The organism is Bacteroides luti (assembly GCF_900128905.1).
GTDB lineage: Bacteria > Bacteroidota > Bacteroidia > Bacteroidales > Bacteroidaceae > Bacteroides > Bacteroides luti.
In genome coordinates this window covers 38,396-52,158 of the sequence record NZ_FQTV01000012.1, presented here as the reverse complement: position 1 = coordinate 52,158, position 13,763 = coordinate 38,396, and the positions used below count along the sequence as shown (strand labels likewise).

Below are 13,763 nucleotides of genomic sequence, written 5' to 3'. Positions count from 1 at the left end.
AACTTATTATTGAAAGAGAGATTGTGTACGATAACACAGCCTCTCTTCTTTTTTTCCATTTAATCTGTACAAAACAACATGCAAAAGAATTTTCTTACAAATAGAATTTTATAATCCTTTTTATCTTTGCTACACAAACATTTATCTTATAAAACCAATGAAACACATTTTTCTTTATCTCTTAATAGCCCTGCTATTGCCCATACAAAGTTTTGCCAGTAAGCAAACATTTAATGAGAACGAAAGAGCTAAGTACAACTTCAATCCAGGTTGGTTGCTATTTATTGGTGACGCCTCAGAAGCATCGCAACAAAAATTTGATGACAGCTCCTGGAAAAAGGTTACTCTACCTCATGCTTTTAATGAGGATGATGCTTTTAAAGTAGCAATTGATAATCATACTACTGGAATTGTATGGTATAGAAAACACTTTAAATTGTCTTCTTCCGATAAAGGTAAAAAAGTCTTTTTGGAATTTGAGGGAGTTCGTCAGGCTGGTGAATTTTACGTGAATGGCAAGGCTATAGGTATTCATGAGAATGGAGTGATGGCTTGTGGATTCGATATCTCCGATTTAGTAAATTTCGGAAAAAAGGAAAATGTTATTGCAGTAAGAATAGATAATTCGTGGGATTATAAAGAGAAAAAAAGTGGAACTACTTTCCAGTGGAGTAACAAGAATTTTAATGCCAACTATGGTGGTTTACCTAAAAATGTAAATCTTCATATAACACCAAAAGTGTATCAAACACTTCCGCTTTATAGCAATCTGCAAACAACGGGAACATACGTTTATGCCAAGGATATTGATATCAAAAAGAAATCGGCTATAATTTGTGCCGAATCTGAAGTAAAGAATGAAACTCAAAAACCTCAGGAAATATCTTTCGAAGCTTTCGTTGAGGATATGGATGGAAATATAGTAAAAGAAATAAAAGGAGAAACTAAAACTTTAGCTGCTGGAGAAAAGGGTATTATTAAAGCCAACGAAAAAGTTGACGGATTACATTTCTGGAGCTGGGGATATGGTTATCTATATAATGTATATACCGTTGTACGCGTAAACGGTAAAGCAACCGATGTAGTAAAAACAAGAACCGGATTCCGCAAAACAAAATATGAAAAAGGAATGATTTGGCTGAACGACCGCATTATTCAAATGAAAGGTTATGCGCAAAGAACCAGCAATGAATGGCCGGCAGTTGGTATGTCGGTTCCTGCATGGTTAAGTGATTTCAGCAATTCACTTATGGTAAAAAGTAACGGTAATTTAGTCCGTTGGATGCATATTACTCCCTGGAAACAAGATGTAGAATCATGTGATAGAGTTGGTTTGATTCAGGCTATGCCTGCCGGAGATGCAGAAAGTGATATCACCGGAAGAAAATGGGAACAACGAACAGAAGTAATGAGAGATGCTATTATATATAACCGTAATAATCCAAGTATCTTATTTTATGAATGTGGCAACGAAAACATTTCTGAAGATCACATGAAAGAGATGCTGGCTATCAGAAATCTCTATGATCCATGTGGTGGCAGAGCTATTGGTTCACGCGAAATGCTAAGCAGCAAAACTGCTGAATATGGTGGAGAAATGCTTTATATAAATAAGAGTGCTCGTCACCCTATGTGGGCAATGGAGTATTCTCGTGATGAAGGATTACGCAAATATTGGGATGAGTATACCGCTCCTTTTCATAAAAACGGAGACGGACCATTATACAGAGGTGCAAGTGCTTTCGACTACAACAGAAATCAAGACTCTCATGCAATAGAAGATATTATTCGCTGGTATGATTATTACCGCGAACGACCAGGCACTGGCGAACGGGTAAGCTCTGGTGGGGTAAATATTGTTTTCTCTGACACTAACACTCACTTCCGCGGAGAAGAGAATTATCGTCGAAGCGGTGAAGTAGATGCCATGAGATTACCTAAAGATGGTTTCTTTGTGCATCAGGTTATGTGGGATGGATGGGTTGATGTAGAAAAACCTCACACACACATTATTGGTCATTGGAATTATACTCCACAGGTTAAAAAAGATATTTATGTTGCTTCTTCCGGAAACAAGGTAGAATTGATTCTGAATGGTAAATCTTTGGGCTATGGCGAACAAAGCTATCAATTCCTTTTCACATTTAAGAATGTACAATGGGAAGCAGGTAACTTGATTGCTATCTCTTATGACAAAGATGGAAAAGAAATCAGTCGTGATGAACTTCACACAGCAGGTGCTCCTTATGCTATCCGTATGAAGAGTTATCAAAGTCCCGACGGACTAATTGCGAACGGAGCCGACATGGCTTTAGTAGAATTTGAAGTTGTAGACAAAGATGGTAACAGATGTCCTACTGCCAACAACCTTATTTCTTTCAACATGAATGGTCCTGCTGAATGGCGAGGAGGTATTGCACAAGGTAAAGACAATTATATTCTGGCAAAAGAACTTCCTGTAGAATGTGGAGTGAATCGTGTTTTAATCCGCACATTAACAGATGCTGGTCAGATAAATATCACAGCCTCATCAGCCGGATTACAAGCTGCTTCTATTGCTTTAGCCTCTAAAGCAATGAAACAAGAGAATGGTCTATCAGCATATTTCCAGGGAGAAAAGCTCCCCTCCTACCTTGAAAGAGGAGAAACTCCTTCTACTCCTTCATTTACCGTAAGCAGAATTCCTATTCACATTGTGAAGGCTACTGCCGGAAGTAACGAAGATAAAGCAAATTTCTGCTATGATGATAATGAAGAATCAGAATGGGTAAGTAGCGGCAAACAAGGAGAAAACTGGATTGCGTATGAATTGGAACGTAATGATACTATTTCCGAGCTGGTATTCAAATTGAATGGCTGGAGAAACAAGACCTACCCTATTCGCATTACTATTGATGGAAAAGAAGTATTTAAGGGAGACACCGAGAAAAGTCTTGGCTATATAACAATTCCTATTAATCCTACTTACGGGAAAGTGGTTAAAGTTGAACTTACCGGAGAAAACAAAGAACAAGATGCATATAATATTGTAGAGATTACCGGAAAGAAAGAAATTAAAGAACAAGGAAAATCAAGCAACAGATTAGGCATCATTGAAGTTGAAGTATATAAAAAATAACTTTGGGGGAAATAATATTTTAAATCATTTCTGAATTTACGCGGAAAAGTAGTTGAATACTTTTCCGCGTATTTTTTTAGGGTACATAATTAAAAACAGATAAAAATTCTATCATTTCCCTATTAATTAAGAGTCTTTTCAAAAAATAAACTATTTTATTCTCAATTATTTTCTATTAGAAATCTCTTTTAACATGATATCGCTTATTATCTTCATAAAATAATATAGATTTGTGTCCGTCGGAAAATAGTTACCAAGTAAAATAAATTCCGGTTTTATTATTATCTTCTCTAGTACATCTATATAAATTTTTTAAGTTATGGTTAAAAAGATATTTCTCATTCTAGGCATAATACTTGTATCAACCTATGCTAAAGCGCAAGTATATAACATTAATGAAGCTGAGACTTTAGCAAAAAAGGAAAACAAGCTTATCTTGATAAAGTTCTCGGGATCCGATTGGTGTGGTCCATGTATCTTGTTTAAGAAAACAATTTTCGATACTCCCGAGTTTCAATCATTTGCCGATAAGAATTTAGTATTACTTATTGCTGACTTTCCTCGTCAGAAAAAAAATCAACTGCCAAAAGAGCAACAGGAGTTGAATGATAAATTGGCTGAAACGTATGATCCAGAAGGATCTTTTCCCTTCCTGGTATTGACTGATGCAAATGGGAAGAGCTTAAAAAACTGGAATGGATTTGATAAGAAAAACACGGTGAACGATTATATAAAAGACATTAGTTGCTATTTAAAATAATCAGAGAATGATTCTTGTAAAGGTACAGACCAAACTAATGGGTAATCAGTTCGAATTTCTGGCATTGAGTGCAAATGAAAAGCTGGGAAATGAACAGATAGCTTGTGGCATTGACGAAGTAAAACGTATAGAACGACTGCTTACTACTTATAGTGACGACAGCATAACGAATGAAGTAAACCGAAACGCCGGAATAAAACCGGTTGAAGTTCCTGATGAGTTTTTTAATTTGGTATACAGAGCACAAAAAATATCAACACTTACTCAGGGATACTTTGATCTGTCTTATGGTTCTCTTGATAAAAATTTCTGGAACTTTAATGAATCAATGACTAAGTTACCAAGTATGCAGGAAGCCAAAAAATCGGTACATCTTATAGATTACAGAAATATATTGCTCGATAATAATGCCAAAACAGTATTTCTTAAAAATAAAGGTATGCGTATTGGTTTTGGCGGAATTGGTAAAGGATATGCTGCCGATTGTGCCAAGCGCGTAATGCTGGAAGCTGGTGTTAATGATGGTATTGTCAGCGCTTCCGGCGACTTAAACGCCTGGGGGTATCAGGAAGATGGTTCTCCGTGGACAGTAGGTATAGCTAATCCTAATCTAAAGCAGACATATTTCCCCACACTCAATATTACTAATAAGTCTATTGCAACATCTGGGAATTATGAGAAATTCGTAATGATCGATAATCAACTATATTCTCATACTATAAATCCCAAAACCGGATATCCAATAAAAGGAATAAAAAGTGTAACAATAATAACTTCAAATGCTGAATTGGCTGATGCAATGGCTACACCGGTAAGCATTCTAGGGGTTAATCAGGGATTAAATCTTATCAACCAGTTAAACGGCATTGAATGTATTCTGGTTGATGATAATAATAAGCTATTTCTCTCTAAAAATATTAAAATTGTAGAATGAAAAAGAAACTATTCTTTTTAGTATTAGTGTGTAGCACATTAATATTTCCATCCTGTAAAACGGTAAAACCTTTTCAGAAATCAAGAATCAATGATGCAGAAATGAGTCTTTCAAGCCGCAAAATTGAGAAATATGAAAGTAACTTCTTGCTTTATAGAGAAGGTGCATCAGGTGGTAATGGAGGCAGAACAGGTGGCGGTTGTGGTTGTAATTAACAGAAGGAGGTAAAATGAAAAAGATTGTTATGACAGTAGCAGCACTAATGCTGTTTATGAATATTACAAAGGCACAAACAGATAGCACGAAGTATAGAAAATTAAAGATTGATGAGGTTAACTTCTTAACTAGTTATTATCACCAGAACGGAAATAATTCGGCCGTTACCGGTGGTATTGGTAGTGAAAGACTTGACGAATCGGGTAATTCAATTGACCTTCAACTGAGCAAATTCGACAAAAGAAATAATAAACATATTTTTGGAATCGAATTGGGAGTCGATGTTTATAGCTCTGCTTCTTCAGATCAGATCGACTTAAACACCATTGTTACATCTGCATCTTCACATGCTGTTTCTCATGCATCTAGTGGTGATGTACGCGTTTCTCCTTCGGTAAGTTATTTATTTGAAAACACAAAACATAATTATTCACTTGGAGGGGGACTTTCCTTTTCAAATGAGTTCGACTATACTTCTATAGGAGGTAATATTCTGTTTTCAAAGAGTACACAAGATAAGAATACAGAATTTTCGGCTAAAGCCTCAGTCTTTCTGGATACCTGGAAGGTAATATTACCTGCGGAACTACGTCCTACCAGTCCAAATCTTAAATACAATCAGGGAGATAATGCTCCGCGTAATTCGTATAATCTTTCATTGGGACTGGCTCAGGTCGTAAATCAGCGACTGCAAATGTCGTTGCTTACAGATATCGGTTACCAGAAAGGATTACTGGGAACTGCCTACCAACGTGTTTACTTTGGAGACAACGGAGACAATGCTTATTCTGAGAAATTACCCGATAACAGATTTAAGTTGCCTATTGGCCTGCGGGCTAATTACTTTTTAGGAGATAAAGTTATTTTGCGGGGATTCTATCGTTACTATACAGACAGTTGGAAACTCACTGCTCACACAGCAGAGCTAGAGATTCCATACAAAATAACTCCGTTTATTTCTATCGCTCCGTTCTATAGATATTATCGCCAGTCGGGTATTGAATATTTCAAGCCTTACAAGGAGCACATGTTAGCTGATAATGAGTTATATTACACAAGTGATTTCGACTTATCTAAATTTACAAGTAATCTTTTCGGGGTAAACTTTCGTGTAACATCGGCCAACGGAATATTTGGAATTAAACAACTTAATACTATCGAGATGAGGTATAGTTACTACGACCGTAGCACTAAACTAACATCTCATTCAATAAGTCTGGCTCTTAAATTTAAGTAACGCTTAATAAAGACTTCTCCAGTAATTAACACAAAACAGAAATCAATATATAAGGCTGCTTCCAGATATACAAAAGGAAGCAGCCTTTGCTATTTCATTTAAATCGCATCTAATGATCAACACCAAGAATAATAAAAGCTAATGTCATCCATCACCCCTCACCAGCAAACGTATAACTATTTGAATATCAAAATAGTTATTCTCTATAAAACAGAAATCATCCCTCACTCATCAGTCACTCCATCTATCACTTTTCAGGTCATCCCTCACCTTTTCAAGCCTTCCATCCTATAAACAAAAAGAAGGCTGCATCCTTATTATCGGGAACAGCCTTCATTCTGATTATTTTAATTCCTTATGAGATAAAGAACTACCTCACTGCTTACGCCAGAATATTCTTATTTATTTCACTGATAATTTCATCATTGGTCAGATTGTTTGTATCCAATCCTTTGCTTTTACCATTATATGGTTCATACCTACCTATACTTGTAACAGAGAACAAACCAATAACAGGAGTTTGTGCAGCACTAGCCAAGTGCATTACACCACCATCCGCACTGATAAAGACTTCGGTATTTGCTATAACAGCAGCCATTTCACGAATATCTTTACTGTATAGCGAAGGCTCTTTAAATAATATCTGTGAAACATTCTCTACTGGAAGTATTTCAAGAATATTGTGATTAGGATATTCTGATTTTAATCGTTTATGAAATTCCAGCCACCATGTTTCGTCATAGCACTTTGCGCCGGTAGCATAAGTATATATACTAATTGTTTTCTTATTTTTATCAGTAACCAGCTTATCAAGCAATTCTTTACCAGTGGCAATTTCCGAAGAACTTAGTTTAATATTTAAAGATGGTATTTCATTGTAATCACAACTAACTCCCAGCTTTGACAAACAATAACGGAAATTATAAACCGGATTCTTTGCTATATGCTGATAATCGCTATACTTCTGCTGTAACTCTTCCACATCGTCACCGTAAAATTTATATTTACCTCTGGCAAATTTAGTAAGCAATCGTCCTGATGATGAATTTGGAACTACATTTATAACGATATCATAATATTCTTTTCTAATGCTCAGCCAACCCTTTATGTATTGAAGCAGTTGTTTGAAATGCTGTTTAGGTAATCGAAGAATATGATCTATGTTTTTATAGTTCTGGAATATAATAGGAGCCACATTTCCCTTTACGAACAAATCTATTTTTGCATCCGGAAAGAAATTGGTTACATCTTCAACAATAGGAGTTATTAATAACTGATTACCCAGTCGATGGTTAGGTCGGACAATGAGCACCCTCTTTATATCAGCCTTATTCAATTTACCTCCATTTGCATTCAAAGAAGCACCAACATTCTTTGTTAATGCCTGCAAAACTGTTCTTTTTACGTTGTTGATGTTTTTTAAAACACTCATTTTTCTATTTATTGATTGTGTTGTATATTTTATTTTCAGCGCCAAAGCTAATGAATAATTTCTTATATAGAAACAAAAAGCCGCTGTAAATTCACCATTTACAGCGGCTTAATTTATGAATGCATATTGCTCTGTAGAGCAGTTATTATTTTACTTCTTCAAAATCAGCATCCTGAACATTGTCTCCCTGATGTTTGTCAGAACCACCTTGTGCACCTGCACCGGCATTCATATCAGGACCAGCTTGTCCAGCACCTGGTTGACCAGCACCCTGAGCATACATTTGTTCACTTGCAGCCTGGAATACTTTGTTCAACTCTGCTGTTGCAGCGTCGATACCGGCAATATCCTGAGCCTTGTGAGCTTCTTTCAGCTTAGCAAGAGCAGCTTCAATAGGAGCTTTCTTGTCAGCAGGAAGTTTATCGCCAAGTTCTTCAAGTTGTTTTTCAGTCTGGAAGATCATGCTATCTGCCTGATTCAACTTGTCAATCTTTTCACGTTCTTGCTTATCTGCTTCAGCGTTAGCTTCTGCTTCAGCTTTCATACGATCAATTTCTTCTTTGCTCAGACCACTTGAAGCTTCAATACGGATTGTTTGTTCCTTACCTGTAGCTTTATCTTTAGCAGTTACTTTCAGGATACCATTTGCATCGATATCGAAAGATACTTCAATCTGAGGAATTCCACGACGAGCCGGAGCGATACCTGAAAGGTTGAACTGACCAATTGACTTGTTCTGACTTGCCATTGGACGTTCTCCCTGAAGTACGTGGATAGTTACTTCACTTTGGTTATCGGCAGCAGTAGAGAATACTTCACTCTTCTTGCAAGGGATAGTTGTATTTGCATCGATCAATTTAGTCATTACACCACCTAATGTTTCAATACCCATTGAAAGTGGAGTAACATCCAAAAGAACCACACCTTTAATTTCGTCTGTTAATACAGCACCTTGAACTGCTGCACCAATAGCAACTACTTCGTCTGGGTTTACACCTTTAGAAGGAGTCTTTCCGAAGAATTTCTCAACAAGATCCTGAACAGCTGGAATACGAGTAGAACCACCTACTAGGATAACTTCGTCGATATCTGAGTTGCTTAATCCTGCAGCATCCATTGCTTTACGACAAGGTTCAACACAAGCCTGAATCAAGTTATGTGCAAGTGATTCGAATTTAGCACGACTCAATGTCTTAACCAAGTGCTTTGGCACACCTGCAACTGGCATAATGTATGGCAAGTTGATTTCAGTTGTTGTAGTTGAAGAAAGTTCAATTTTTGCTTTTTCAGCAGCTTCCTTCAAACGTTGAAGAGCCATTGGATCCTGACGCAAGTCTACACCTTCATCATTCTTAAATTCATCAGCCAACCAGTCGATAATAACCTGGTCGAAGTCGTCACCACCAAGGTGAGTATCACCGTTAGTTGAAAGAACTTCGAATACACCGCCACCGAATTCAAGGATAGAGATATCGAATGTACCACCACCTAAGTCGAATACGGCGATCTTCATATCTTTGTGAGCTTTATCAAGACCGTAAGCCAAAGCTGCAGCAGTTGGTTCGTTTACAATACGTTTAACTTCAAGACCGGCAATCTGTCCGGCTTCTTTTGTAGCCTGACGTTGAGAGTCGCTAAAGTATGCAGGAACTGTGATAACAGCTTCAGTAACTTCTTGTCCAAGATAATCTTCTGCAGTTTTTTTCATTTTCTGAAGAATCATTGCAGAAATTTCCTGTGGAGTATAAAGACGTCCGTCAATATCAACACGTGGAGTATTATTGTCGCCTTTTACAACGTTGTAAGGAACACGTGCAACTTCTTTTTGTACCTGATCCCAGTTCTCACCCATAAAACGTTTGATAGAGAATACCGTACGCTTTGCGTTTGTTACAGCCTGACGTTTTGCAGGATCACCTACTTTACGTTCGCCGCCGTCTACAAATGCAACAATTGAAGGAGTTGTACGTTTACCTTCGCTATTTGCTATTACTACAGGCTCGTTTCCTTCGAATACAGAAACACAAGAGTTTGTTGTTCCTAAGTCAATTCCAATAATTTTTCCCATGATTGTTATTTTGTTTTTTAATTATTATTCTATTTAATGTTGTCGATTGCTCTCTAACGTTGTTTTCGTATATGGAGCAACCATACGCCAATTAAGAAACAAACGTCGTGCCAAAAACTAAAATCTTATAGAAACTTTTATGGTATGACAGTTATGTTTGCTATTTTATTGGAGATTCTGACAGAATTACTGCCGTTATGTCAGAGTGCGTCATCCGTTTGACAGAAAAAACATTCCCCGGTGCTTAGTATAGATAAAGAATAAGCTAGATCTATTGTTCGAAACATATTCTTAAATAGCAGTACACCTTTTTATAATTAAACCTAGACTTTAAATACAAATAGTGTAGACTATTTTATAATTAGCCGTACTGCTAATTTAAAACTTATATAATATAATTTGTTTATCAGCCTCAGTATAACAGCTTAGGTTCCTCGAAAGAAAAGATTGCCAAATAACTTCTTTCTTTCTGCATTTTATTACCTTTGTCTAAGTAAAACAATAAACCGATGAAACATCTACATTATATACTTCTTTTTACACTGATACTTTTTACTGGTTGCACCAATAAACAAAAAAATAAAAGTGAGGCTACAGGAGAACCTCTTAAAATAAAATACGCAGAAGGCTTTTCCATTGGAAAGGCTGACAGTTATACTTGCGTAACAGTCTTTAATCCCTGGAAAAAAGGAGAAATATATGCCAGATATTACCTGGTGAAAGATGTAAAGACAAGCGTTCCACAGGATGGGAAAAAGATTCAGATTCCTTTGAAATCGCTCGTTGCCAATTCGGCAACTTACTTTGAGTTTCTGCAAATGCTGGGCGAACTCGACAAAGTGACCGGGGTATGCAGTGCTGCATGGGTTTATAATCCGGAGATATTGAAGGGAGTTAAAGAAGGCAGAGTAAAGGATTTGGGAGATGCTTTCAATCTGGATATCGAGAACCTTCTGGTGCTCCATCCGCAAGCAGTAATGACTTCGGCTTACAATGCAGAAGATGAGAATTCTAGAAGACTCACTCAAAGCGGACTGTCGGTTATCTATAATATTGAATGGCAAGAGACTTCGTTACTGGCGCGCGCAGAATGGATAAAGTTTATAGGAGCATTCTTCGATAAATCGGACTTGGCAGACAGTCTGTTCAATGATGTTGAGAAAAGATATAAAGATGTATCTGCATTGGCTCAGAAAGTAAAAGATCGCCCTACCCTGGTATCCGGACAAGACTTCCGCGGTACATGGACAATGCCGGCCGGAAGAAGTTTTAATGCAAAGATGTTCCGCGATGCGGGGGGCTCCTATTTCTATGAGAATGATACCACCAGTGGCAGCATATCTTCCAATATAGAATCGGCTTTGATTAATTTCAGCAAGGCAGATGTGTGGGTAGGCTCTCAGGCTAACTCATTGGATGAACTGGGTAAAATAGATGCTAAATACAAGCTATTCAAGGCATACAAAGAAGGAAATGTATATAATTACAATAAACGGATGAATGCCACCGGAGGTAACGACTACTGGGAAAGTGCTGTTGCCCGCCCCTACCTCATTCTTAGTGACATGATAAAAGCGCTTCACCCGGAATTGCTGCCCAATTATGAATTCACCTACATGCAAAAGCTGAAATGAGAACAAGATTTCTATTACTGATACTCCTTTTCTTTGTTGCATTTACCTGCGACATAGCTTTTGGAAGTGTAAACCTTTCGCTAAAAGATGTATGGTCTTCACTTACAGGAAGTGGCGGAGACGATTTATATAGGGAAATAATTATCAATTATCGCTTGCCTAAAGCCCTTACTGCCATTCTTACAGGCGCAGCACTATCCGTGGCAGGTGTGCTGATGCAGACTCTATTCCGCAACCCGCTTGCCGGCCCGGATGTACTGGGTGTTACTTCGGGAGCTAGTCTTGGAGTAGCCTTGCTTACTTTGGGCGCCTCATCGCTTCCCTGGTTTGTAATAGCCGGATGGGGACAGGTTACCGCTGCTGTTCTGGGAGCTGTTGGGGTATTGCTGCTGATAATTATTGTATCTGTGAAAGTTCCGCAGACTATATCCTTATTAATTATAGGAATGATGTTCGGTAACTTTGCCGGAGCCATAGTCAGCATTCTGCAAAGCACCAGTAACCCGGATACATTGAAGCTATTCATTTCTTGGACTTTTGGAAGTCTTTCGGCTGTGAGCTGGGATTACATGTCAATCATGGCACCAATTATAATCGTAGGTACACTCTTGGCCTTCATTATGCAGAAAAAGCTCAATGTTTTATTGCTGGGCGAAAAGTATGCCACCGGACTTGGAGTATCTGTTTCTCGTACTCGCTTGTGGATTATTCTGGCTACTGCACTATTGGCAGGAACATCCACCGCCTTTACCGGACCAATTGCCTTTATCGGCGTAACCATTCCACATATTGCCCGAGGCATTTTTCATACATCCGATCATAAAATGATTATTCCTGCCTCCATCCTTTGCGGAAGTGGCATTATGCTGGTATGCGACCTTATCTCACAAATGCCCGGCAGTCAGGGAACACTGCCTATTAATTCAGTTACCGCACTCTTTGGAGCACCCATTATTATATGGATAATTGCCAAAAATGGCGGGATGGGTAAATAGTCTTTCAAAACACGGTAAAGATCCATTATTACGGACACATAAATATTATAAGATTATTCCCCACTTCAATTAATTTATTTATCTTTGCCGAGTTATCAATATTAAAACAATTAAATTACACTTAAATGGGTAGAGTTCTAATTATTGGTGCCGGCGGTGTTGGAACCGTTGTTGCACATAAAGTGGCACAAAATGCTGACGTATTTACAGATATCATGTTGGCTAGCCGTACAAAATCGAAATGTGATGCCATAGCTAAAGCTATAGGTGGAAACAGAATAAAAACGGCTCAGGTTGATGCCGATAATGTAGATGAACTGGTTGCTTTATTCAATGATTTCAAACCTGAAATCGTAATCAACGTAGCCCTTCCTTATCAGGACCTTACCATTATGGATGCCTGTCTGATTGCAGGAGTTAACTACCTTGACACAGCTAACTACGAACCAAAAGATGAAGCTCACTTTGAATATAGCTGGCAATGGGCATATCAGGATAAGTTTAAAGAAGCCGGACTGACTGCTATCTTAGGATGTGGTTTCGACCCGGGAGTAAGTGGAGTATATACTGCTTATGCAGCTAAACATCACTTCGACGAAATTCATTATCTGGATATCGTAGACTGCAATGCAGGCGATCATCACAAAGCATTTGCTACTAACTTCAATCCGGAAATCAATATCCGTGAGGTTACTCAGAAAGGAAAATATTACGAAAATGGTGAATGGGTTATCACTGAACCTCATCAGATCCATAAGCCATTGAATTATCCAAATATCGGTCCTAAAGAATCTTATGTAATTTACCACGAAGAGCTTGAATCTCTGGTTAAGAACTATCCAACATTGAAGCGTGCTCGTTTCTGGATGACTTTCGGTCAGGAATATCTTACTCACTTACGTGTTATCCAAAACATTGGTATGGCTCGTATTGATGAGATAGATTACAACGGACAAAAGATTGTTCCTATTCAGTTCCTTAAGGCAGTTCTTCCTAATCCGGGAGATCTTGGTGAAAACTATACAGGAGAAACTTCTATCGGTTGCCGTATCCGCGGTATCAAAGATGGTAAAGAACGTACATATTACGTATATAACAACTGTAGTCACGAAGCAGCTTACAAAGAAACAGGTGCTCAGGGCGTAAGTTACACAACAGGTGTTCCTGCAATGATTGGAGCTATGATGTTCCTTAAAGGCGAATGGAAAAATCCTGGAGTAAACAACGTAGAAGACTTTAATCCGGATCCATTCATGGAACAACTAAACAAACAAGGCTTACCTTGGGTAGAGGTGTTCGACGGAGATTTGGAACTTTAAAATAAAAAGTTTGGAGGGAAATAATATTATTTCCCTCTTCTTTTATCTAT

10 protein-coding genes are annotated in these 13,763 nt (G+C 37.9%); 8 read left to right on the top strand and 2 right to left on the bottom strand.

Annotation, left to right across the window (positions count from 1 at the left end; all coding sequences use genetic code 11):
- Positions 1-157 precede the first annotated feature (157 nt).
- The 5 genes from BUC21_RS11700 to BUC21_RS11680 all read left to right on the top strand — a co-directional run bounded on the left by BUC21_RS11700 (position 158) and on the right by BUC21_RS11680 (position 6,265).
- On the top strand, positions 158-3,118 hold the full coding sequence (locus BUC21_RS11700) for a DUF4982 domain-containing protein (RefSeq protein WP_073402607.1): 2,961 nt from the start codon (positions 158-160) through the stop codon (positions 3,116-3,118).
- 319 nt (positions 3,119-3,437) lie between these two features.
- Positions 3,438-3,878, top strand: coding sequence for a thioredoxin family protein (locus tag BUC21_RS11695; RefSeq protein WP_073402605.1), 441 nt, complete (start codon positions 3,438-3,440; stop codon positions 3,876-3,878).
- A gap of 7 nt (positions 3,879-3,885) precedes the next feature.
- Complete coding sequence (locus BUC21_RS11690; protein ID WP_073402603.1) at positions 3,886-4,812, top strand: FAD:protein FMN transferase; 927 nt, start codon at positions 3,886-3,888, stop codon at positions 4,810-4,812.
- The gene (locus tag BUC21_RS11685; RefSeq protein WP_073402601.1) at positions 4,809-5,027 is read left to right on the top strand and encodes a DUF4266 domain-containing protein; all 219 of its coding nucleotides are present in this window, start codon (positions 4,809-4,811) and stop codon (positions 5,025-5,027) included. Before BUC21_RS11690 ends, BUC21_RS11685 begins: the two co-directional genes overlap by 4 nt.
- 14 nt (positions 5,028-5,041) lie before the next feature.
- Positions 5,042-6,265: a DUF3570 domain-containing protein gene (locus BUC21_RS11680; protein WP_073402599.1), complete on the top strand. Its 1,224-nt coding sequence runs from the start codon at positions 5,042-5,044 to the stop codon at positions 6,263-6,265.
- A gap of 382 nt (positions 6,266-6,647) precedes the next feature.
- Here BUC21_RS11680 and BUC21_RS11675 read toward each other — a convergent pair whose 3' ends face one another.
- On the bottom strand, positions 6,648-7,697 hold the full coding sequence (locus BUC21_RS11675; protein WP_073402718.1) for a glycosyltransferase family 9 protein: 1,050 nt from the start codon (positions 7,695-7,697) through the stop codon (positions 6,648-6,650).
- Between the two features lie 145 nt (positions 7,698-7,842).
- A complete protein-coding gene (gene dnaK, locus BUC21_RS11670; RefSeq protein ID WP_073402597.1) occupies positions 7,843-9,765 on the bottom strand; it encodes a molecular chaperone DnaK in 1,923 nt (640 codons plus the stop codon).
- 509 nt (positions 9,766-10,274) lie between these two features.
- Here dnaK and BUC21_RS11665 point away from each other — a divergent pair.
- The 3 genes from BUC21_RS11665 (at position 10,275) to BUC21_RS11655 (ending at position 13,713) form a co-directional block, all read left to right on the top strand.
- A complete protein-coding gene (locus BUC21_RS11665; RefSeq protein WP_073402595.1) occupies positions 10,275-11,399 on the top strand; it encodes an ABC transporter substrate-binding protein in 1,125 nt (374 codons plus the stop codon).
- Positions 11,396-12,394 carry a FecCD family ABC transporter permease gene (locus BUC21_RS11660; RefSeq protein WP_073402593.1) on the top strand — a complete coding sequence of 333 codons (999 nt, stop codon included), beginning with the start codon at positions 11,396-11,398 and terminating at the stop codon, positions 12,392-12,394. Before BUC21_RS11665 ends, BUC21_RS11660 begins: the two co-directional genes overlap by 4 nt.
- A 125-nt stretch (positions 12,395-12,519) precedes the next feature.
- Entirely contained in the window at positions 12,520-13,713 is a 1,194-nt protein-coding gene (locus BUC21_RS11655; protein ID WP_073402591.1) for a saccharopine dehydrogenase family protein, read from the top strand.
- Positions 13,714-13,763 lie beyond the last annotated feature (50 nt).